This window comes from Pseudomonas sp. 102515, assembly GCF_031085165.1.
Classification (GTDB): domain Bacteria; phylum Pseudomonadota; class Gammaproteobacteria; order Pseudomonadales; family Pseudomonadaceae; genus Chryseomonas.
The window spans coordinates 167,795-187,552 of the sequence record NZ_JAVHTY010000002.1 but is presented as its reverse complement, the minus strand read 5'-3'; the positions used below and the strand labels follow the sequence as shown (position 1 = coordinate 187,552).

Here is a 19,758-nt window from a genome sequence, read left to right as displayed (position 1 = left end):
GCGCAGTGTGCATGCTCCACTCGCCGCTCAATCGATGAACGTCAGCCCCTCCAGGGCCGGTAGGACGGGCGCGACCGCACGCAGATGGTCGCGCAATCCGGCGAGGGCGTCGTGGGCATCGCTGCGCTTGGGCCAGACCAGGTAGTAGCTCAGCCCCGAACGCACCACCGCACGATTGGCGAACACCAGTTGCCCGGTGGCGACCAGATCGTGGACCAGCGACAGGTCACCGATCGCCACCCCATAGCCCTGGACCGCCGCGGAAATCCCTGCATCCAGGGTTTCGAATCGTTTGCCGGGATGCCAATTCACCTCGGATAGCCGGCCGATCCTGTCCAGCCAGAGACGCCAGTCGCGGCAGTCCTGGGACGCATGCAACAGGCTGTCGCCGCAGAAGATCGGATCTTCGCCCTCGCGGGCGCCTCGATAGCGCGGTGCGCAAACCGGTACCAGCCACTCATCGAACAGCCGCACGTATTCACAATCGACTGGAAATTCGCCATTGGCTAGAAGCACCGCGCAGTCATAGGGCTCCGAACGGAAATCGACGAAGTCAACGTCCATCCAGACGCTGGTCAATTGGACTCGGTTCTCTCCGCTTGTCACTCGATACTGCTCGACGGCCGCCATCAACCAGCGCATCGTCAGAGTAGACGGCGCCTAGAGCCTTAGGCCACCGCGCCCGCTACGCACCAGATCGCAGACGCCCTGCATTTCGGCGAACGCCGAACTCAGGTCCTTAGCCAGCGTCAATCCGGTTGGCGTCAATTTCAGACTGGGTCCCTTACGCTCGAATAGCAGGCAGCCCAGATCATGCTCCAATGTCTTGACGTGACGACTGACAGCGCTCTGGGTGATGTTCAGCTCCCTAGCCGCTCGGGTCAAAGACAGTTGCCGAGCCGCGCTTTCGAAGGCACGCAACGCATAGAGCGGTGGAAGGCGGGCCATTCCCGGTCCTCGATAATGAGTCTGGATCATTCTTCCACCCAGTTTTATCCGTTTTCAACACAGCGTCCAACGCTGGATGATGGCCGTCCTTGACGCCTTGGGCGTCACGACTGCCAAGCGTTCGAGACCAAATCATGTACTTAGGATCCACCCCTTTCGATACCCTGCTGGATAGCGCAATTCGTCAGGGTGCCCTGACGACGACCGACATCGCCGACATTCTGCATTTCCGTATTTTCGGCAACCCTCAGGGCTTTCTGCTGCTAAAGAACCAAGACATCGGCGACGTACCGGCTACGCCCGCGGACCGCAAGACGCTGATCAAGCCGGATTACCGCAGCGAATTGCTGCTGTTGCAGGCCACGGCGCTATTGGGCGATTCCATCGGCTATCCCCAGGAGTCCGACGGCAGTCTGATCAACAACTTCTTTCCCCAGGCCGGCAAGGCTCGGCAACTGTCCTCCGCCAGCTTCGATACCGAACTCGACCTGCATACGAAAAACGCCCTCCACGAGGTGCCACCGGACTTCCTGGCCCTGCTGTGCCTGAGGGCTGCCCCTCGCGATGACGCCATCACCTACATCGCCTCGGTGGACAAGATGCTCGAGGTGATCGATGCCGAAACCACCGACCTGCTGTTCCAGGAATCCTTCAACTTCCTCTCCGACTATTGCCTGAGCGAGAAGAGCTGCCGAATCGACCTGGGGCGGCACCGGCCGATGCTCTACGGTCAGCGCGACCGGCCCTACCTGAGACTCGATCCACACTTCATGCTCGCCCGCTCCGCCCGGATGCAGCGCCTGATCGAGGAAATCAAGGAGATCGCCTGGAGCGTCGCCCAGCCGGTACGCCTCGCCGCCGGCGACCTGCTGATCATCGACAATCGCCGTGCGGCCCATGCCCGTAGCGCCTTCCAGGCCCAGTTCGATGGTCGCGACCGCTGGATTCAGCGCACCTTCGCCATCTCACACCAACGCCAGCTGATCGGCGAGACCGGCGAGCCGTCGCGGATCATCGGCCTGAGGCCCCATGCGCAATGAGTGCATATCTTAGCTTCGCCATCACCGTCTTCCTGCTGATTTCCTCGCCGGGCCCCATCGTCGCCCTGGTCGTCGCCGACGGTCGCCACGGCTTTCCCTGGTGGACCATCCTCGGCGGCCTGCTGTCCGCCCAGGTCCTGTTGCTGCTGGCGCTGGGTCTGATCCACCTGGCCATCGGCATTAGCCCCACCCTGCTGCTGGCCGGCCAGATCCTCGGCGGTCTCTATCTGCTCTGGCTGGGGATTCGGCTGTTCAAGGCCCCGACCGACGAGCCGCTGAACGCCCGGCGCGGCAGCTTCGGCCGCGCGCTGCTGGTGGGTCTCTCCAATCCCAAGGACATCCTCTTCCTGGTGGCCTTCCTGCCGGCGTTCATCTCCCTGCAGGCGCCGCTCGCCCAGCAGGTCCCGCTGCTGCTGGCGATCTGGGCCGCCATCGACCTGCTGGTGCTGGTCGCCTATGGCCACCTGGCGGGACGGATGCACAGGCTCACCAGCCTGGGCCGGCTCATCCAGCGGCTGCCCAGCTTCGCCCTCTGCCTGATCGGTTTGGCCTCCGTCGGCCTGGGGCTGCGTACCCTTACCTTTGGCTGAAGCCGCGTACAAAGGCGCCTGGCGACCACTGCGCACCCGGCTCCAGACCACCTCATCGCTCAGTGCGGTCTCGATGAATTCCACCGGCAGGCCACCGTGGTCGATCATGGCGACCCGGAAGCCTTCGGGTCCGAGGACGATCCCCTGGCCAACCAACGCCGCCGCCAGGTCGCTGACCTGGTAGGCGACCTGGGCTGGGTCTTGATCAGCGGATGCGGGGGGCAAGTCAGGCGTGAACCTGTGCCACTGGATGGGCACCGGGCCGTCCAGGTCATCGACGGCATACCTCCCGACCCTGGCCGCGTAGCGCTCGCCCGGCGCGTTCACGCGCTACGGAGTACTTGGCCGACGGCCGTGACGCTGCCAAGCCGGACGTGACCTGCACCGCCGATCCTGATCCATGCTACCTAGACACCTGAACTGGGACGACCCGCGCACCTTTCTCGCACTGGCTCGCGCCGGTAGTCTCGCGCAAGCGGCCAAGCGCTTGAAGATCGAGCAATCCACCGTCAGCCGCTGCCTGGCGCACCTGGAACAGCAGCGTCAGGACCAGGACGGCGCCGAAGGTCAGGGTGCGATAGTCGGCGATCACCACCGCCTCGGCGGCCGAGGTCGAGGGCGCCACCGCCCGGAGTGCCAACAGCGCCACCCCGGCGCCAGGGGGATGACGACTCATGGCGCCACCTCTTGCAGATAACACGGGCGTACCCCCTCAACCGGCCATCGAAGAGGCGGTTACCCCGTATATAGGCCAAGGCCAGCAGTCCCCCCGACGGGATACGGCGAGCGCGCAAACACCAGGTCGACATCGGTTCATCCAACAGGGGCTGTTGGAACGGCGGCTTGAGCAGCGAGGCGCCCAGGGGCAAGGTGAAGGAGTACAGCGCCTAGTTCACCGTGAGCGTCTTGACCAAGCGCGCCTTGGCGAGCGTGATTGCGCCGAACTCCGTATCACGGCTGATGAGCTCCCAGGGGATAGCGGACGGGATGGACATGATCCGTACTCCAGACGCCGAAGGACGGCAGAGGGTAAGGATCGCGAGCGACCAGACAGCCACAGCGTTTGCGAACGCCCCAAAAGAGGACAACGTCCCCAGCATAAGGCCAATGGCCAGCCGGCCTGAGCGGCAATCGCGAAACGCGCCTTGCAGATTTACAAGACCTAGGGCGGACTTGGAAGCTTACGGAAGAAGTGGCGGAAGGCAGTGGGAGTCGAACCCACCCGGGAACGGCTGCCGTCCCCAACCGGGTTTGAAGCCCGGCCACGCCACCGGGCGTGATTGCCTTCCTCTGTAGCGCTAGCCCTCGGCGGCGCGCGCCCAGGCACTGTCCGGGCGGACCCGGCGCTCGTCGCCGAAGCGACGGGTGAAACCGATGCGATCCAGGCATTCGAGGATCTGGATGCTGCGCTTGCGACCGATGCCGAGGGCATCGCGAAAGGCCGCGGCGCGAATGATCCCTGCTTCGCGCTCCAGGCGCAATGCCTCGCCGGCCGCGGCTTCCAGACTCACCTGGGGATAGAAGAGATCCCTGACCACCTGGGTCAGTTCCCCCAGCCGGGCCAGCTTGCGCAGCAGCAGCCGCACCTCGGCCTCGGGCTGATCCAGGCTCCTGGCCAGATCGCGGGTCCAGGGCGGATCGAAGCGCTGGGCCTCCAGCAGCGGCCAGAGGCGGGTCTTGAGCCCCTCCTCCGCCTCGGTAAGGCGAACCCGGTGATCGGGCAGGTGCAGCCAGGGACCGCTGCTCTGCAATCGCCCCTCGGCCAGGGCCGTCTCCAGCAGGGCCAGATAGACAGCCCGCTCCAGTTCCGGTGCGGCGATGCGGCGGAGGCGATCCCGATCGGGACCCAGCTCGTCGGGTTGTTCCTGGTGAAAGGTCGCCAGCGCCGCGCCCAGGCGCTCCAGCGCGGTCTGCCACAGCGCCGCCGCGAACAGCCGCGGGCCGACCCGCGTCTCCACCCTCAGGGTGTCGGCGGGCAATTGCCAGTCGCCTTCGGGGCGGTTGAACTGGCGAGCCAGCAGTCGCGGATCGAGACCGCCGTCGGCCTGAGCCAGAAGTTCCGGCAGCGCCTCTTCCAGACCGCCCCGACGCAGTGCCTGGAGTTGGGCCAGGCGCTGGGGCGTGCGGCGATGGCGCGCCGGGGCGAAGGGATCGAGCAAGCGGGCCCCGCCCAGGGTGCGCTGGGCGGACTGGTCGCGCAGCACCAGGCGATCGCCATGCACCCCGTGCAGCGGCGCATTGAGTACCAGCTGTGCCAGGGCCATGGCGCCGGGGGCCAGGCTGTCGCCTTCCAGCAGGGCGACGCGACCGGTGAGATCCTGGGCGCCCAGGTGCACATGCACCGGCGTCCAGTGCGCCAGGTTGCGCGCCTCGCCGGGCAGCAGTCGGAGCTCCACGTCGATGCGGGTGGTGGGCGCATGCAGCGCCTCGGCCACCAGCCAGTCACCGCGGGCGAGGCTGTCGGTGCTCAGCCGCTCACCGGCGAGATTTAGAGACACCCGCTGACCAGCCTGGGCGGTTTCCGCCGCGCGGTTCTGGGCGTGCAGCCCCCGCACCCGCAGGCGCTGCCCGCGTGGGGTGAGCAGCAGTTCGTCGCCGACGGCCACCTGGCCGGCAAAGGCGGTACCGGTGACCACCACCCCGGCCCCGGCCACGCTGAACACCCGGTCCACCGCCAGGCGAAAGCCGCCGCGGGCGTTGCGCTGGCGCACCTGATCCAGGGCCGCGAGCAAGGCGGCGCGTAAGGCGGGGATGCCCACGCCGCTGGGGCTGGCCACCGGATACAGCGGCGCCCCGGCGAAGGGCCCGGCGGCCAGCAGCGCACTGACGTCCTGACGCACCCGGGCCAGTCGCTCGGCATCCACCCGATCGGCCTTGGTCAGGGCCACCAGCAGCCGGGGAATGCCAAGCAATTCGAGGATCGCCAGGTGCTCGCGGGTCTGCGGCATGACGCCGTCGTCGGCCGCCACCACCAGCAGGGCCAGATCCAGGCCGCTGGCGCCGGCCAGCATGTTGTGCACGAAGCGCTCGTGGCCGGGCACGTCGATGAAGCCGGTGAGGCCGCCGTCGCCCAGATCGGCATAGACATAGCCCAGGTCGATGGTGATGCCGCGCGCCTGCTCCTCGCGGCGGCGGTCACCGGCGACCCCGGTGAGGGCCTGGATCAGCGCCGTCTTGCCATGGTCGATGTGACCGGCGGTGCCGATGATCATGGGGACGGTACCAGACGGGTGAACAGGGACGACATGGCGGCTCCAGGCGGCGGACTGGCGCTCAGGGTAGCGGCGCTCCGCACGATCGCCTAGCCGTGACGCTCGCGCAAGAAGGCCACGAAGGCGCGCAGGGGTGCGGGCAGCTGGCGGCGATCCGCGTAGTAGAGCCGCGGACCGGGAAAGGGCGTGGACCATTCGCCCAGCACTTCCACCAGGCGGCCGTCGGCCAGGGGCCCGGCCAGATAGTCGGCGAAGGAACAGATCAGGCCGACGCCGTCGAGGGCGGCCTGCAGTTCCAGGTCGAGCGCCGAGGCCAGCAGGCGACTGCCCGGCGCGACGTTGATGACCTCGCTGCCCCGCTCGAAGCTCCACTGCGCCACCAGGCCGCTGGCGAAGCGATGCCCGATGCAGGAATACCGGACCAGGTCGGCGGGGTGCGCCGGTACGCCATGCTGCGCCAGATAGGCAGGGGTTCCGGCCACGGCGAATCTCTGGGTGGCCGGGCCCAGCCGGACACTGATCATGTCGGCCTCCAGGTGCTCGTCGTAGCGCACCCCGGCATCGAAACCCGCGGCGAGCACGTCGATCAGCCGGTCCTCGGCCACCACCTCCAGGCGGATGCCCGGATGCCGGGCCAGGAAGGGGCCGATCAGCGGTGGCAGCAGCACCCGGGCGACGATGGTGGGCACATTGAGTCTCAGGCTCCCCACCGGACTCTCGCCCTCGGCATTGATGGCGTCCAGTGCGCCGCGCACCTCGCGCAGCGCCGGGGTCAGGCGCTCCAGCAGGCGCTGGCCAGCCGCTGTGGGCGTCACGCTGCGCGTGGTGCGGTGCAGCAGCCGCACATCCAGCTCCCGCTCCAGTCGCCGCACCGCATCGCTCAGCGAAGACGCGGCCACACCACGCACATAGGCCGCGCCGCGAAAGCTGCGGGCCTCGGCCACGGCGGCGAAGGCCGCCAGGTCATCCAGATTCAAGGCGTCTCCATTGTACGGCTGAGCGAACAGGTCATTGTGTCACGACCGGATTATCGCACAGCACCCTGGCGACTAGAGTGAAGCCTCATCCACCTGACGAGGAATTCCTCATGCAACAGCGTCGCTTGGGCCAGCAGGGCCCTCTGGTATCGAGCTTGGGTCTGGGCTGCATGGGCATGTCCGATCTCTATGGCGCCGCCGACCGTGCCGAGGCCATCGCCACCGTCCAGGCCGCCCTCGAACGCGGCGTCACCCTGTTCGACACCGGTGACTTCTATGGCATGGGCCACAACGAACTGCTCCTGGGCGAAGCCCTGCGCGGTCGGCGCGACCAGGCGCTGATCAGCGTCAAGTTCGGCGCCCTGCGCGGTCCGGGTGGCGAGTGGCTGGGCTACGACACCCGGCCGGCGGCGATCAAGAATTTCGTCGCCTACAGCCTCAAGCGCCTGGGTGTGGACCATATCGACCTCTATCGCCCGGCGCGGCTGGATCGCCAGGTGCCCATCGAGGACACCATGGGCGCCCTCGCCGAGCTGGTGCAGGCCGGCTACATCCGCCACATCGGCCTTTCGGAGGTGGGCCCGCAGACCCTGCGGCGGGCGGCCGCGGTGCATCCGGTCTGCGACCTGCAGATCGAGTATTCGCTGGTCTCGCGCGGCATCGAGGCCGAGATCCTGCCGACCTGCCGCGACCTGGGCATCGGCATCACCGCCTATGGCGTGCTCTCCCGTGGCCTGCTCAGCGGTCACTGGCGCCAACCCTCGGGCAGCGGCGACTTCCGCGCTCATAGTCCGCGCTTCCAGCCGGGCAACGTGGAGAAAAACCTCGCGCTGGTGGAAGGCCTGAAGCGGTTCGCCGAACACCGGGGCACTACCCCGGCCCGGCTGGCGGTGGCCTGGGTCGCCGCTCAGGGCGACGACATCGTGCCGCTGGTGGGTGCCCGCCGCCGCGATCAGCTCGACGAATCCCTCGGTGCGCTGGAGGTGACGCTGAGCGCTGCGGATCGCACCGAACTGGAACGGCTGCTGCCGCCAGGCGCGGTAGCCGGCGATCGCTACGGCGAACACCAGCTCCGCGATCTCGACAGCGAACGCTGAGTCACGCCTGCCAGCAGCGGCCCGCCTTGCGTGGGTCCTTGCCGTTGCTAGTCCGCCAGACGCTCGGCCGGACGCTCCTGCATCAGCACCCAGGGCGCCACCACCACCGCCCACAGCGCCACCTCGGGCGCCTCCAACCGGCGTCGCGCGCGGTCTTCGTCGACCTTGGCCAGCTGGCCCTGCTGCAGCCACAGCCCCACCCGGGCGGCATCGTCCTGGGTCACGGCGATGGCCGCCTCGATCAGGTCCAGCTCGGGTGCCACTTCCAGCAGCACGCCCCGCGCAAAATGCGGTTGCAATTCTTCCCAGCCGATGGCGGCGGTCTGCCCGAGCAGGGTGGCGTAGCGCGTTGCGTGATCGGTCATGGTGCGGGCCTCGCGAAAAGGGCGGATTCTACCGCTGCCCTCCCCGCTTGCCGAGCGCCCGGACGCACGGGCCACAGATCCGACAAGTTGTCGTCGCCAGCTTTCCAAGACGAACAGACGGTGATTAAACTGCGCGGCGCATCATAAAGAACAAAATCGGCACATTTTCGCTTCCAACTGCCTCATTAATAAAAGCATTCCGAGTGGAGCACTCATGAAAAAGGCAACTCTGCGTTTCTCCCGCTTGGTCGCGGCCCTGGCCCTGGCCGGCATGGCCAGCCACACCCTGGCAGCCGACACCCTGAAGATCGGTCTGGCCGGCCCCAAGACCGGTCCGGTCGCCCAGTACGGTGACATGGAGTTCATTGGTGCCCAGATGGCCATCGAGCAGATCAACAAGGCCGGCGGCGTCAAGGGCAAGCAGGTCGAAGGCGTGATCTACGACGACGCCTGCGATCCCAAGCAGGCCGTGGCGGTTGCCAACAAGATCGTCAACGATGGCGTCAAGTTCGTCGTCGGCCACCTCTGCTCCAGCTCCACCCAGCCGGCCTCCGACATCTATGAGGACGAAGGCATCCTGATGGTGACCCCGGCGGCCACCAGCCCCGACATCACCAACCGTGGCTACAAGCTGATCTTCCGCACCATCGGCCTGGACAACATGCAGGGCCCGACCGCCGGCAAGTTCATCGTCGAGCACGTCAAGCCGAAGATCGTCGCGGTCATCCACGACAAGCAGCAGTACGGCGAAGGCATCGCCACCGCGGTCAAGCAGACCCTGGACAAGGCCGGCGTCAAGGTCGCCGTGTTCGAGGGCATCAACTCCGGCGACAAGGACTTCTCCTCGCTGATCGCCAAGCTCAAGCAGGCCAACGTCGACTTCGTCTACTACGGCGGCTACCACCCCGAGCTGGGCCTGATCCTGCGTCAGGCGGCCGAGAAGGGCCTGACCGCCAAGTTCATGGGTCCGGAAGGCGTGGGCAACAGCTCCATCTCCGCCATCGCCGGCAAGGCCTCCGAAGGCCTGCTGGTCACCCTGCCGCGCTCCTTCGACCAGGATCCCAAGAACCAGGCCCTGGTGCAGGCGTTCAAGGACAAGAAGCAGGATGCGAGCGGTCCCTTCGTGTTCCCCTCCTACGCCGCCGTGCAGGTCATCGCCGAAGGCATCGCCAAGGCCGGCGACGAGAAGCCCGAGGACGTGGCCAAGGCGCTGCGCAGCAACACCTTCAACACCCCCACCGGTGAGCTGGCGTTCGACGAGAAAGGCGACCTGAAGAACTTCGAGTTCGTGGTCTACGAATGGCACGCCGACGGCACCAAGACCGAAGCCAAGTAAGCCCTGCCTGTAACACCGGAGCCCACCGCCAACGGCGGTGGGCTTCGTTTATCCGCCTCCATCCGAGGCCTGGGACCCGCACCAGAAGTGCACCAAGGTCCCCTGGAGACACCCATGCCCGAGTTCTACCACTACCTGCAACAGCTGGTGAACGGCCTCACGGTCGGCAGCACCTATGCCCTGATCGCCATCGGCTACACCATGGTCTACGGCATCATCGGCATGATCAACTTCGCCCATGGCGAGGTGTACATGATCGGCTCCTACGTAGCGTTCATCGCCATCGCCGGCCTGGCCATGCTGGGTATCCACAGCCTGCCCATCGTCATGCTCGCCGCCTTCGGCGCCAGCATCATCATCGCCAGTGCCTACGGCTACAGCATCGAACGCATCGCCTATCGCCCCTTGCGCGGCGGTAACCGGCTGATCCCGCTGATCTCGGCGATCGGCATGTCGATCTTCCTGCAGAACTGGGTGCTGCTGGCCCAGGACTCCAAGGACAAGTCGATCCCCAACCTGCTGCCGGGCAACTTCATCATCGGCACCGACGCCATGAACGGCGTGGTGATCTCCTATGTGCAGGTACTGATCTTCATCGTCACCCTGCTCACCATGTTCGGCCTGACCTGGTTCATCTCTCGCTCCCGCCTGGGCCGCGCCTGCCGCGCCTGCGCCGAGGACATCAAGATGGCCAACCTGCTGGGCATCAACACCAATGGCATCATCGCCCTGACCTTCGTCATCGGCGCCACCCTGGCCGCCGTGGCCGCCGTGCTGCTGGGCATCCAGTACGGCGTGATCAACCCGAGCCTGGGTTTCCTGGCCGGCATCAAGGCCTTCACCGCCGCCGTGCTCGGCGGTATCGGCAGCATCCCCGGCGCCATGCTCGGCGGCCTGGTGCTGGGCGTGGCCGAGGCCTTCGGCGCCGACGTCTTCGGTGACCAGTACAAGGACGTGGTGGCCTTCAGCCTACTGGTGCTGGTGCTGCTGTTCCGCCCCACCGGCATCCTCGGTCGCCCGGAGGTGGAAAAGGTATGAGTGCCCGTCTGCGAACCGCCTTCTTCAGCGCCCTCCTGGTGCTGGCCGTCGCCTATCCCATCCTCGGTCTCAAACTGGAGACGGTCGGCGTCAACCTCGAAGTGCACGGCGCCACGCCGCGCACCCTCTGGATCGTCGCCCTGGCCGCGGTGCTGATGTTCGTCTGGCAACTGGTGCGTGACCCCCTCACCGCCGGCTGGCGCCGCAGCGGCGGCCTGCACCTGCCGGCCACCGGCCTGGGCACCAAGCTGACCGAACCCAAGACCCAGCGCTGGGTGATCCTCGCCCTGGTGCTGGTTGCCCTGGTATGGCCCTTCTACGGCTCGCGCGGCGCGGTGGACATCGCCACCCTGATCCTGATCTACGTGATGCTCGGCCTCGGCCTGAACATCGTGGTGGGCCTGGCCGGTCTGCTCGACCTGGGCTACGTCGGCTTCTATGCCGTCGGCGCCTACACCTACGCCATGCTCTCCCACTACTACGGCCTGGGCTTCTGGGTCTGCCTGCCGCTGGCCGGCCTGATGGCGGCGCTGTTCGGCTTCCTGCTCGGTTTCCCGGTGCTGCGCCTGCGCGGCGACTACCTGGCCATCGTCACCCTGGGTTTCGGCGAGATCATCCGCATCCTGCTGCGCAACCTCACCCAGTGGACCGGCGGCCCCAACGGCATCAGCGGCATCGAAAAACCGACCCTGTTCGGCCTGACCTTCGAGCGCCGGGCCCCCGAGGGCATGACACCCTTCCACGAGTATTTCGGCATCCCCTACAACTCCGAATACAAGGTGATCTTCCTCTACCTGATCGCCCTGCTGCTGGTGCTGCTGACCCTGTTCGTGATCAACCGCCTCCTGCGCATGCCCATCGGCCGCGCCTGGGAAGCCCTGCGCGAAGACGAGATCGCCTGCCGCGCCCTGGGCCTGAATCCCACGCTGATCAAGCTCTCGGCCTTTACCCTGGGCGCCTGCTTCGCCGGTTTCGCCGGCAGCTTCTTCGCCGCTCGCCAGGGCCTGGTGTCGCCGGAATCCTTCACCTTCATCGAATCGGCCATCATCCTGGCCATCGTGGTGCTGGGCGGCATGGGGTCCCAGCTCGGCGTGATCCTCGCGGCCATCGTGATGATCCTGCTGCCGGAGCTGATGCGCGAATTCAGCGAATACCGCATGTTGATGTTCGGCCTGCTGATGGTCGTGATGATGATCTGGCGTCCGCAAGGCCTGCTCCCGATGCAACGCCCGCACCTGGAGTTGCGCAAATGAGCCAAGCCCTTCTCGATGTCTCCGGCCTGTCCATGAGGTTCGGTGGCCTGCTGGCCGTCAACGGCGTCAACATCCGCGTGGAGCAGGGCCAGGTGGTCTCGCTGATCGGTCCCAACGGCGCCGGCAAGACCACGGTGTTCAACTGCCTGACCGGCTTCTACCGTCCCAGCGGCGGCGAGATCCTCCTGCACGGCGAGGCCATCCAGGGCCTGCCCGGGCACAAGATCGCCCGCAAGGGCGTGGTGCGCACCTTCCAGAACGTCCGCCTGTTCAAGGAAATGACCGCGGTGGAGAACCTGCTGGTCGCCCAGCACCGCCACCTCAACACCGGCTTCCTGGCCGGGCTGTTCAAGACCCCGGCCTTCCGCAAGAGCGAAGCCGAGGCCATGGACTACGCGCGCTTCTGGCTGGAGCAGGTCAATCTCACCGAGTTCGCCAACCGTAACGCCGGCAACCTCGCCTACGGCCAGCAGCGCCGCCTGGAAATCGCCCGCTGCATGATGACCCGCCCGCAGATCCTCATGCTCGACGAGCCGGCCGCCGGCCTCAACCCGCGCGAGACCGAAGACCTCAAGGCGCTCATCGCCCTGCTGCGCGCCGAGCACGGCGTAACCGTGCTCTTGATCGAGCACGACATGCACCTGGTGATGAGCATTTCCGACCACATCGTGGTGATCAACCAGGGTACCCCCCTGGCCGACGGGACGCCGGAGCAGATCCGCAACAACCCCGACGTGATCAAGGCCTACCTGGGCGAATCCTGATGGAGACCTCCATGCTGCAGTTCGACAACGTCTCCACCTTCTACGGCAAGATCCAGGCGCTGCATGGCGTCAGCGTGCAGGTCAATCGGGGCGAGATCGTCACCCTGATCGGCGCCAACGGGGCCGGCAAGTCCACCCTGCTGATGACCCTCTGCGGTACCCCGCGCGCCCATGGCGGCAGCATCCGCTACGAAGGCGAGGAACTGGTCGGCCAGGAAACCGCGCAGATCATGCGCAAGGGCATCGCCGTGGTGCCGGAAGGCCGACGGGTGTTCGCCCGCCTGACCGTGGAAGAGAACCTGGCCATGGGCGGCTTCTTCACCGACAAGCCCGCCTACGACCGCCAGCTGGAGAAGGTCCTCGGTCTCTTCCCGCGGCTCAGGGAGCGCTATGCGCAGCGCGCCGGCACCATGTCCGGCGGCGAGCAGCAGATGCTCGCCATCGGCCGGGCGATGATGAGCGAGCCGCGCCTGCTGCTGCTCGACGAGCCGTCGCTGGGACTGGCGCCCATCATCATCCAGCAGATCTTCGAGATCATCGAACAGCTGCGCCAGGATGGGGTGACGGTGTTCCTGGTCGAGCAGAACGCCAACCAGGCGCTCAAGCTGGCCGACCGTGGCTACGTGCTGGAGAACGGCCGTATCGTCATGCAGGACAGCGGCGCCGAGCTGCTGGCCAACCCGGACGTGCGCAAGGCCTATCTGGGCGGTTGAGCTGTTTGTCTGATCGCCATGGCCGCGATAGCGCGTAGGTTGGGTTGAGACGGCTCCACCGTCGAAGCCCAACAATGCCTGCTCGAATTCCGGCGCTGTTGGGCTTCGCTGCGCTCTGCCCAACCTACGCGGGTATTCAAGCGGCCGTGACAGCCCCGCTACCCCAACGCCTCCAAGCGCTGCCGACTGCGCTCGAACCAGTCGCTCAGGGCTTCCGCCACCACCCGTGTCCGCTTGGGCAGGCTGCCTTGGTAGGGATGCACCAGAAACAGCGGTTGGCTGGGCGTGCGCCACTCCCTGAGCAGCCAGACCAGGGCGCCGCTGGCCAACTCCTCGTGCACCATGAAGGACGGCAACCGGGCGATGCCCTGTCCGGCCAGGGTCGCCTGCTTGAGCAGGCTGTAGTGATTGCAGGCGAGGCTGGGGGTTACCCGCACTCGGCCGAGTCGGTGCTCACGGTGATAGAGCCAGACCTCTCCCTCGGCATAGTGGCTGTTGACCAGACACCGATGGCCGAGCAGATCCTCGGGCGCCTGCGGGAACTCTTGCCCGGCCAGATAGGCGGGTGCCGCGCAGGTCACCTCCTGCATGGCGAACAGCGGGCGGGCGACCAGGCGTTCGTCCGGCTCCAGCCGGGCACGGATCGCCAGGTCGAAGCCCTCGGCCACCAGGTCGCGATAACCGTTGTCCAGCACCAGGTCCAGCTGGATGGCGGGATGGGCGGCCCGACAGGCCAGCAGCACCTCGAAAAAGGTGTAGCCGAGGGACACCGGCACCGTCAGGCGGACCTGCCCAGCCGCCTCCTCGCGCAGCCGGGCCACGCTCTGCAGCGCCCGTTCGCGTTGCCGTACCAGGGCCTGGGCTTCGGGCAAGAGCGCCCGGCCAGCCGTGGTGGGATCGAGCCGGCGGGTGGTGCGGTGCAACAGGATGGTTTCCAGGCGTGACTCCAACGCCCGGATGCGCTTCGACAGCTGCCCCTTGCTGCAGCCCAGGCGCTCGGCCGCGCGGGTGAAGCTGCCGCTTTCACAGAGGATGGCGAAGGCGGCCAGATCGGCGAAGTCGTCTTGCATCGTTTCCCCCTGGAAACACTGGATTGCCAATCAGGCCATTTATCGGGGTAATGCCTCATTCTAGGCTGAAGACTCCCTTACCTTCACGGAGTCATCCCATGAAAATCATCCTCGTCGGTGCCAGCGGTACCCTGGGCAGCGCCATCGCCGAACGCCTGGGCAACCGCCACGAGCTGATCCGCGTCGGCCGCCGATCCGGCGATCTGCAGGTCGACATCACCCAACCGGAGTCCATCCGTGCCCTGTTCGCCCAGGTGGGTCGTTTCGATGCCCTGGTCAGCGCTGTGGGTTCGGTGACCTTCGCCCCCTTCACCGAGATGACGCCCGAGGCGTACCAGAAAGGCCTGCAGGACAAGCTCATGGGCCAGGTAAACCTGGTGCTGCTCGGCCAGGCGCAGGCAGCCGAAGGTGCCTCCTTCACCCTGACCACCGGTATCCTCAGCGAGCACCCCATCGCGCAAGGCAGCTCGGCGGCCATGGTCAACGCAGCGGTGGAAGGCTTCGTCCGCGGTGCGGCCATCGAATTGCCCCGGGGCCAGCGCCTCAACGCGGTCAGCCCGACCGTGCTGCAGGAATCCCTGGGCCATTACGGCGATTTCTTCCGCGGCTTCAAGGCGGTACCCGGTGCCGAAGCGGCCCTGGCCTACGAGCGCAGTGTGGAAGGGCGGGAAACCGGCAAGACTTATCGCGTCTGGTAAGTCCTTGAGCTCCCGACGTTGTCTGAGTAACGTGTGCCCACCTCAGTCGGGAGTCCCGCGATGCCAGCGCCGCGTTCCATCTTTCCCCTTGCCCTGCTCGGCCTCCTCGGCGGTTGCAGTCTGTTCCAGAGCGACGACACCCCGCGTGCGCCGGGCGGCGAGCGCCTGCAGGGCGATCTGCGCTGGAGCGGCGAGCAACTGCTGTTCCGCCCCTGCCAGGAACAGCGCTTCTTCGACGTCACCGACGCCAACAACACCGCCATCCTGCGCGACGCCCACGAACTGGCCGCCGACAGTGGCGCCGCGTCGCTGTTCGCCGATCTGCGCGGCACGCTCAAGTCCGGCGGTCGCGATGGCGCCCAGGGCGTGTTCGCCGTGACCGACGTCTACCGCGTGCAGTACAGCGGTCCAGGTTGCAGCGATCCCAACTTCAAGCGCACCGCCATGAAGGCCGGCGGCCATGGGCCGGACTGGAGCGTCCAGGTCAGCAATCAGGGCATGCTGGTCAGCACCGCCGGCCAGCAGCGCCGCGCCCTGCCCTTCGTCCAGGAGGAGTTGCCGGGCGGCATGCGCGCCCTCTCCACCGAAGCCAATGGCGAGAAGGTCGAGTTGTGGATCAATCCGCGCCGCTGCGTCGACGGTCGCACCGGCACCGTGCAGTCGCTGCAGGCCGAACTGCGCATCAACGGCCAGACCTGGCAGGGCTGCGCCTTCTACGGCGGTGCCGGCAACCCCACCTAACTCGGGTGTCCGCGCGTTGCTTAGCGCGATCTTCTTGGCATATCCCGCTTTACGTTTAGCGTCGCGCGCCCCCAGGGGCTAGTCTAGCGACAGCAAGGATTCATCCGCTTTGCCTGGCCACCTCAGGGTCGCGTCAGGCGAAGCCACAGGAACGCTCATCCAGCCAGGGTCCAGGCATGCTTACCTCTCCAGCGCCCCGTAGCGCGTCACCGCGCCGACGGGGCCACACTGTCCTCCTGCGGCTGTTCCCAGCGCTTTGCGTGCTGCTCCTGGGCCTCATCGGGCTGGGTTGCTATCTGTTGGTCGACAATGCCGTGCGCCAGGACGCCGCCGTCGCCCAGCACACCGAACGCGCCGTCGGCCGTACCTTCACGCGCCTCGACGAAGAGGTGGCCCGCAACCTGATCGACTACAGCAAATGGGACGAGGCCTATCGCCGCCTCCATCAGGAACTGGACCACGACTGGGCCTACGACCAGGGCAACCTCGGCGAATCGCTGTACCGCGTCTATGGCTACGAAGGGGTACTGGTATTCGACGGCCAGGACCGACCCCGCTATCGCCTGCTCGATGGCCAGCTGGCCGATCCCGATACGCCCTGGCTGCAGGGCGACATCGCCGGCCTGCTGGCAGCGGCACGCAGCGCCGACGCCCGCACCGGCAGCGTGTCCGGCGTGCTGACCGTGGCCGGGATGCCGGCGCTGGTGGCCGCCGCCGCCATCACCCCGGGCGACCAGGCTGGCGTCCGTCCCCAGGAGGCGCCGGCCTCGGTACTGGTCTTTGTCAACGAGCTCAGTCCTGCGCGGCTGGCGGCCCTGAGCGAAGCCAACAACCTGCCGCCGCTGAGCATTACCGCCAACGGCACAGGCACCCGTGCCAGTTGGCAACTGCCGGGTTCCAGCTATCAGCTGACCTGGCGCCCACCGCGTCCGGGGCTGTGGCTGATGCAACAGACCTTGCCGCTGTTTGGTGGCGGGGTGCTGATCCTGCTGCTGGGGCTGATCTGGCTGTTCCGCCAGGCGCTGATCTCGATGCGCCAGCTGGATGCCCAGTACGATGACCTGCTGGCCAGCCGCAGCGAACTGGCCATCGGCGAGCGGCGTTTCCGCGACATCGCCGAGGCCACCTCGGACTGGCTGTGGGAGGTCGACGCCACCCTGCGCCTGGTCTATGTCTCGGATCGCTTCGCCGAGGTCACCGGGGAAGCCACCGACCGCTGGCTGGGGCGGCCGCTCAACGAACTGCTGACGCCTCATGCCGACACCCTGGCGCACTGGCTCGCCGGCCAGGCCCACGACCGCAAGCCGCGCCCGCCGCTGGTCTGTCACTACCTGGACGGCAATGGGCGCGAACGCACCTGTCGGGTCGCCGCCCGGGCCATTCCCGAGGGTGGCTATCGCGGCACCGTCACCGATCTCACCGACGAGATCGAGGCCCTGGCCCAGGTCCAGCATCTGTCCTGGCACGACCCCCTGACCGGCCTGCCCAACCGCCATCGCCTGCACCAGTTTCTCGCCACCCATCTGGAAGGCCCGGAGCCGCGGCCCCTGGCGCTGATCAGTCTCGACCTGGATAGATTCAAGACGGTCAACGACGCCCTTGGTCATGCGGCCGGCGATCAGGTCTTGCAGGAAGCGGCGCAGCGCCTGCGGCAGAACGTGACCGCCACCGACCTGGTGGCCCGCCTGGGCGGCGACGAATTCTGCGTGGTGCTCAGCGGCGATCACGACCCGGGCGTCATCGCCGACCTCTGCCGACGCCTGGTGGAGCAGTTGCGCCAACCCTTCCGCCTCGGCGCGCAGCGGGTCTTCATCGGCAGTAGCCTGGGCGTAGCCCTGGCGCCGCGAGATACCGGCATTCCGGCGGAGTTGTTGCGCCTGGCCGATATCGCCCTCTACCAGGCCAAGGCCGCTGGCCGTGGCACCTGGCGCTTCCACGAGCCGGCCATGAACGAACAGGTGCTGCTGCGCCGGCAGTTGGAGCAGGACCTGCGCCAGGCCCTGCGCGATGACCGGCTCAGCCTCTATTACCAGCCGCGACGCTCCCTGGCCGATGGCAGCCTGCGTGGCTTCGAGGCGCTGGTGCGCTGGGAGCACCCGACCCAGGGCCTGCTGGAGCCGCTGGACTTCCTGACCCTGGCCGAGGACGCCGGGCTCGGGCAGCGCCTGGGGCGCTGGGTGCTGGAGACCGCCTGCCACGATGCCCAGGGCTGGCCGGAACGGCTTTCGGTGTCGGTCAATCTGTCGCCGCAGCAATTCCACGCCAATGAAGACCCGGTGCAGACCGTGGCCGAGGCGCTCTACCAGAGCGGCCTGGCGGCCTCGCGGCTGGAGCTGGAACTCACCGAACGAACCCTGCTGGATCCGGCTGCCGACGTGGCCAACACCCTGGGCGCGCTCAAGGGCCTGGGCGTACGCCTGTGCCTGGACGATTTCGGCTCCGGCCTCTGTTCCCTGGCCTATCTGCGCCGCTATCCGCTGGACGGCATCCGCCTCGATCGCAGCCTCATCGCCCGGCACCAGGCGCCGGAAGACAGCGCCCTGGTACGGGCCATGATCGATCTCGGCCGTTCACTGGGGCTGAGGGTGACCCTCAAGGGGGTGGAAGACGCCGAGCACCTGCGCCAGCTGCAGCACCTGCCGGCGGACGAGATCCAGGGCTTCCATTGCGGCGCGCCCCTGCCGGCCGACCAGCTGGGCGCCTGGCTGGACGAGCTGGCGACCGAGTCGCTGAGCTGAGTCGGCGAGGCTGGACGCCTAGCGCTCGGCCACCATGCTGCCCTCGCCCGCCGCGCCACGCCGCTGGTTGCGGTCGTCGCGGGGGGTGACGCCGAAGAAGTTGCGATAGGCGCTGGAGAAATGCGGTCCCGACGAGAAGCCGCAGGACAGGCCGATCTGGATGATGGACTTGCTGGTCTGGGTGAGCATCTTGCGCGCCCGATTCAGCCGCAATTCCAGGTAGTACTGGCTGGGCACCCGGGCCAGGTATTGCTTGAAGATCCGCTCCAGCTGCCGGCGGGAAACGCAGACGTGCTGGGCGATCTCGTCAGTGGTGAGGGGCTCTTCGATGTTGGCTTCCATCAGCATCACCGCCTGGGTCAGCTTGGGATGACTCGACCCCAGGCGATTCTTCAGCGGAATGCGCTGCCGCTCGCTGCCTTCGCGCAGGCGCTCGACGATCAGTTCCTCGGCGATGGTGCCGGCCTGTTCGGCGTCGCGGTCACGGCCGATCATGGCCAGCAGCAGATCGAGGATGGCCAGGCCGCCACAGGCGGTCAGGCGATCACGGTCCCACTCGTAGAGGTGATGGGTGGCGATGACCTTGGGGAATTGTTCGCTGAATTCCTCCAGCCAGCGCCAGTGCACGGCGGCGCGATGACCGTCGAGCAGACCGAGCTGGGCGAGGATGTGCACCCCGGCGGAAAAGCCTCCCAGCACCACCCCGGCCCGGGCGGTCTGGCGCAGGGCCGCGACCAGCGGCGGCGGCAGCGGCGGCGAGGGTTCGTCGGCCAGCACGAAGAGCCGATCCAGGCGTTCCAGCTGCCCTTCCCAGTGGCCACCCGGCAGTCGCGGTTGCAACTCGCTGCCGGCCTGCAGAAAGCGCACCTCGTAGGGCGTATCGCTCGAATGGCGAGAGGCGAGTTCCAGCGCTTCCTCGACCAGGCCCACGGTCAGCGGACGAACGTCGGGCCACAGCAGAAAGGCGATGCGGATGGTCATCTAACGTCTGGCTTCCTGTCGAGAGCGGCGGGTGCGGACCGATCCGGGACCGCGCGCCATGAAACCCTTGTGGGGTGGCACGCATGGTACGCCGGAGTGGTGCCCCTGTCCCGGCCTTTGCCCCGGTAGCGGACCGGAGTGCCATGCGGTCCGCCGGCTGGCGCGATTCTAGCGCCAGCTGACTGGGAAGGGCTTCT

19 protein-coding genes and 1 tRNA gene are annotated in these 19,758 nt (G+C 67.1%); 12 read left to right on the top strand and 8 right to left on the bottom strand.

All coding sequences use genetic code 11. The features are described 5' to 3' along the window. Positions 1-27: 27 nt before the first annotated feature. Both RCF34_RS07865 and RCF34_RS07860 read right to left on the bottom strand, forming a co-directional pair. The gene (locus RCF34_RS07865; RefSeq protein WP_308708256.1) at positions 28-648 is read right to left on the bottom strand and encodes a LysR substrate-binding domain-containing protein; all 621 of its coding nucleotides are present in this window, start codon (positions 646-648) and stop codon (positions 28-30) included. A gap of 12 nt (positions 649-660) precedes the next feature. Beyond that, complete coding sequence (locus RCF34_RS07860) at positions 661-948, bottom strand: LysR family transcriptional regulator (protein ID WP_308707683.1); 288 nt, start codon at positions 946-948, stop codon at positions 661-663. Between the two features lie 134 nt (positions 949-1,082). Here RCF34_RS07860 and RCF34_RS07855 point away from each other — a divergent pair, with 134 nt between their 5' ends. The 3 genes from RCF34_RS07855 to RCF34_RS22980 all read left to right on the top strand — a co-directional run bounded on the left by RCF34_RS07855 (position 1,083) and on the right by RCF34_RS22980 (position 3,275). After that, positions 1,083-1,988, top strand: a complete 906-nt coding sequence (locus tag RCF34_RS07855; protein ID WP_308707682.1) for a TauD/TfdA family dioxygenase — start codon at positions 1,083-1,085, stop codon at positions 1,986-1,988. Beyond that, positions 1,985-2,578 carry a LysE family transporter gene (locus RCF34_RS07850; RefSeq protein WP_308707681.1) on the top strand — a complete coding sequence of 198 codons (594 nt, stop codon included), beginning with the start codon at positions 1,985-1,987 and terminating at the stop codon, positions 2,576-2,578. The genes RCF34_RS07855 and RCF34_RS07850 overlap by 4 nt, the downstream gene beginning before the upstream one ends. 400 nt (positions 2,579-2,978) lie before the next feature. Continuing rightward, positions 2,979-3,275, top strand: a complete 297-nt coding sequence (locus RCF34_RS22980; RefSeq protein ID WP_374941170.1) for a LysR family transcriptional regulator — start codon at positions 2,979-2,981, stop codon at positions 3,273-3,275. 496 nt (positions 3,276-3,771) lie between these two features. On the opposite strand, the gene RCF34_RS07840 is transcribed toward RCF34_RS22980, so the two are convergent. From RCF34_RS07840 to RCF34_RS07830, 3 genes are all read right to left on the bottom strand, one after another. After that, positions 3,772-3,867 (bottom strand) — tRNA-Sec (locus tag RCF34_RS07840). A gap of 9 nt (positions 3,868-3,876) precedes the next feature. After that, on the bottom strand, positions 3,877-5,790 hold the full coding sequence (gene selB, locus RCF34_RS07835) for a selenocysteine-specific translation elongation factor (protein ID WP_308707679.1): 1,914 nt from the start codon (positions 5,788-5,790) through the stop codon (positions 3,877-3,879). An 89-nt stretch (positions 5,791-5,879) separates the two neighbouring features. Then, complete coding sequence (locus RCF34_RS07830) at positions 5,880-6,767, bottom strand: LysR family transcriptional regulator (protein WP_308707678.1); 888 nt, start codon at positions 6,765-6,767, stop codon at positions 5,880-5,882. 110 nt (positions 6,768-6,877) lie between these two features. On the opposite strand from RCF34_RS07830, the gene RCF34_RS07825 reads away from it, so the two are divergent. After that, positions 6,878-7,864 carry an aldo/keto reductase gene (locus RCF34_RS07825; protein ID WP_308707677.1) on the top strand — a complete coding sequence of 329 codons (987 nt, stop codon included), beginning with the start codon at positions 6,878-6,880 and terminating at the stop codon, positions 7,862-7,864. A gap of 47 nt (positions 7,865-7,911) precedes the next feature. Here RCF34_RS07825 and RCF34_RS07820 read toward each other — a convergent pair whose 3' ends face one another. Then, a complete protein-coding gene (locus tag RCF34_RS07820) occupies positions 7,912-8,229 on the bottom strand; it encodes a DUF2288 domain-containing protein (protein ID WP_308707676.1) in 318 nt (105 codons plus the stop codon). 214 nt (positions 8,230-8,443) lie between these two features. Here RCF34_RS07820 and RCF34_RS07815 point away from each other — a divergent pair, with 214 nt between their 5' ends. From RCF34_RS07815 to RCF34_RS07795, 5 genes are all read left to right on the top strand, one after another. Next, the gene (locus RCF34_RS07815) at positions 8,444-9,565 is read left to right on the top strand and encodes a branched-chain amino acid ABC transporter substrate-binding protein (RefSeq protein WP_308707675.1); all 1,122 of its coding nucleotides are present in this window, start codon (positions 8,444-8,446) and stop codon (positions 9,563-9,565) included. A 114-nt stretch (positions 9,566-9,679) separates the two neighbouring features. Continuing rightward, a complete protein-coding gene (livH, locus tag RCF34_RS07810; RefSeq protein WP_007159571.1) occupies positions 9,680-10,603 on the top strand; it encodes a high-affinity branched-chain amino acid ABC transporter permease LivH in 924 nt (307 codons plus the stop codon). Beyond that, a complete protein-coding gene (locus RCF34_RS07805) occupies positions 10,600-11,856 on the top strand; it encodes a high-affinity branched-chain amino acid ABC transporter permease LivM (protein ID WP_308707674.1) in 1,257 nt (418 codons plus the stop codon). Before livH ends, RCF34_RS07805 begins: the two co-directional genes overlap by 4 nt. After that, positions 11,853-12,620: a high-affinity branched-chain amino acid ABC transporter ATP-binding protein LivG gene (livG, locus tag RCF34_RS07800; RefSeq protein WP_308707673.1), complete on the top strand. Its 768-nt coding sequence runs from the start codon at positions 11,853-11,855 to the stop codon at positions 12,618-12,620. Before RCF34_RS07805 ends, livG begins: the two co-directional genes overlap by 4 nt. A gap of 11 nt (positions 12,621-12,631) precedes the next feature. Further along, positions 12,632-13,333, top strand: coding sequence for an ATP-binding cassette domain-containing protein (locus RCF34_RS07795; RefSeq protein WP_308707672.1), 702 nt, complete (start codon positions 12,632-12,634; stop codon positions 13,331-13,333). A 158-nt stretch (positions 13,334-13,491) separates the two neighbouring features. Here RCF34_RS07795 and RCF34_RS07790 read toward each other — a convergent pair whose 3' ends face one another. After that, positions 13,492-14,403, bottom strand: coding sequence for a LysR family transcriptional regulator (locus tag RCF34_RS07790; RefSeq protein ID WP_308707671.1), 912 nt, complete (start codon positions 14,401-14,403; stop codon positions 13,492-13,494). A 98-nt stretch (positions 14,404-14,501) separates the two neighbouring features. Between RCF34_RS07790 and RCF34_RS07785 the strand changes: the two genes are divergently transcribed. From RCF34_RS07785 to RCF34_RS07775, 3 genes are all read left to right on the top strand, one after another. Next, entirely contained in the window at positions 14,502-15,101 is a 600-nt protein-coding gene (locus RCF34_RS07785) for a short chain dehydrogenase (RefSeq protein ID WP_308707670.1), read from the top strand. Positions 15,102-15,161: 60 nt separating this feature from the next. After that, positions 15,162-15,842 carry a hypothetical protein gene (locus RCF34_RS07780; protein WP_308707669.1) on the top strand — a complete coding sequence of 227 codons (681 nt, stop codon included), beginning with the start codon at positions 15,162-15,164 and terminating at the stop codon, positions 15,840-15,842. 260 nt (positions 15,843-16,102) lie between these two features. Further along, positions 16,103-18,580, top strand: a complete 2,478-nt coding sequence (locus RCF34_RS07775; protein WP_308707668.1) for an EAL domain-containing protein — start codon at positions 16,103-16,105, stop codon at positions 18,578-18,580. An 18-nt stretch (positions 18,581-18,598) separates the two neighbouring features. Here RCF34_RS07775 and RCF34_RS07770 read toward each other — a convergent pair whose 3' ends face one another. Beyond that, a complete protein-coding gene (locus tag RCF34_RS07770; protein ID WP_308707667.1) occupies positions 18,599-19,561 on the bottom strand; it encodes a GlxA family transcriptional regulator in 963 nt (320 codons plus the stop codon). Positions 19,562-19,758 lie beyond the last annotated feature (197 nt).

Excerpts from the sequence above, each read along its gene's own strand:
- RCF34_RS07825 (WP_308707677.1), top strand. The coding sequence starts at position 6,878 with ATGCAACAGCGTCGCTTGGGCCAGCAGGGCCCTCTGGTATCGAGCTTG.
- livH (WP_007159571.1), top strand. The coding sequence starts at position 9,680 with ATGCCCGAGTTCTACCACTACCTGCAACAGCTGGTGAACGGCCTCACG.
- RCF34_RS07820 (WP_308707676.1), bottom strand. The coding sequence starts at position 8,229 with ATGACCGATCACGCAACGCGCTACGCCACCCTGCTCGGGCAGACCGCC.
- RCF34_RS07855 (WP_308707682.1), top strand. The coding sequence starts at position 1,083 with ATGTACTTAGGATCCACCCCTTTCGATACCCTGCTGGATAGCGCAATT.
- RCF34_RS07770 (WP_308707667.1), bottom strand. The coding sequence starts at position 19,561 with ATGACCATCCGCATCGCCTTTCTGCTGTGGCCCGACGTTCGTCCGCTG.
- RCF34_RS07860 (WP_308707683.1), bottom strand. The coding sequence starts at position 948 with ATGGCCCGCCTTCCACCGCTCTATGCGTTGCGTGCCTTCGAAAGCGCG.
- RCF34_RS07850 (WP_308707681.1), top strand. The coding sequence starts at position 1,985 with ATGAGTGCATATCTTAGCTTCGCCATCACCGTCTTCCTGCTGATTTCC.
- RCF34_RS07815 (WP_308707675.1), top strand. The coding sequence starts at position 8,444 with ATGAAAAAGGCAACTCTGCGTTTCTCCCGCTTGGTCGCGGCCCTGGCC.
- RCF34_RS07785 (WP_308707670.1), top strand. The coding sequence starts at position 14,502 with ATGAAAATCATCCTCGTCGGTGCCAGCGGTACCCTGGGCAGCGCCATC.
- RCF34_RS07780 (WP_308707669.1), top strand. The coding sequence starts at position 15,162 with ATGCCAGCGCCGCGTTCCATCTTTCCCCTTGCCCTGCTCGGCCTCCTC.
- livG (WP_308707673.1), top strand. The coding sequence starts at position 11,853 with ATGAGCCAAGCCCTTCTCGATGTCTCCGGCCTGTCCATGAGGTTCGGT.
- RCF34_RS07790 (WP_308707671.1), bottom strand. The coding sequence starts at position 14,403 with ATGCAAGACGACTTCGCCGATCTGGCCGCCTTCGCCATCCTCTGTGAA.
- RCF34_RS07795 (WP_308707672.1), top strand. The coding sequence starts at position 12,632 with ATGCTGCAGTTCGACAACGTCTCCACCTTCTACGGCAAGATCCAGGCG.
- RCF34_RS22980 (WP_374941170.1), top strand. The coding sequence starts at position 2,979 with ATGCTACCTAGACACCTGAACTGGGACGACCCGCGCACCTTTCTCGCA.
- selB (WP_308707679.1), bottom strand. The coding sequence starts at position 5,790 with ATGATCATCGGCACCGCCGGTCACATCGACCATGGCAAGACGGCGCTG.
- RCF34_RS07805 (WP_308707674.1), top strand. The coding sequence starts at position 10,600 with ATGAGTGCCCGTCTGCGAACCGCCTTCTTCAGCGCCCTCCTGGTGCTG.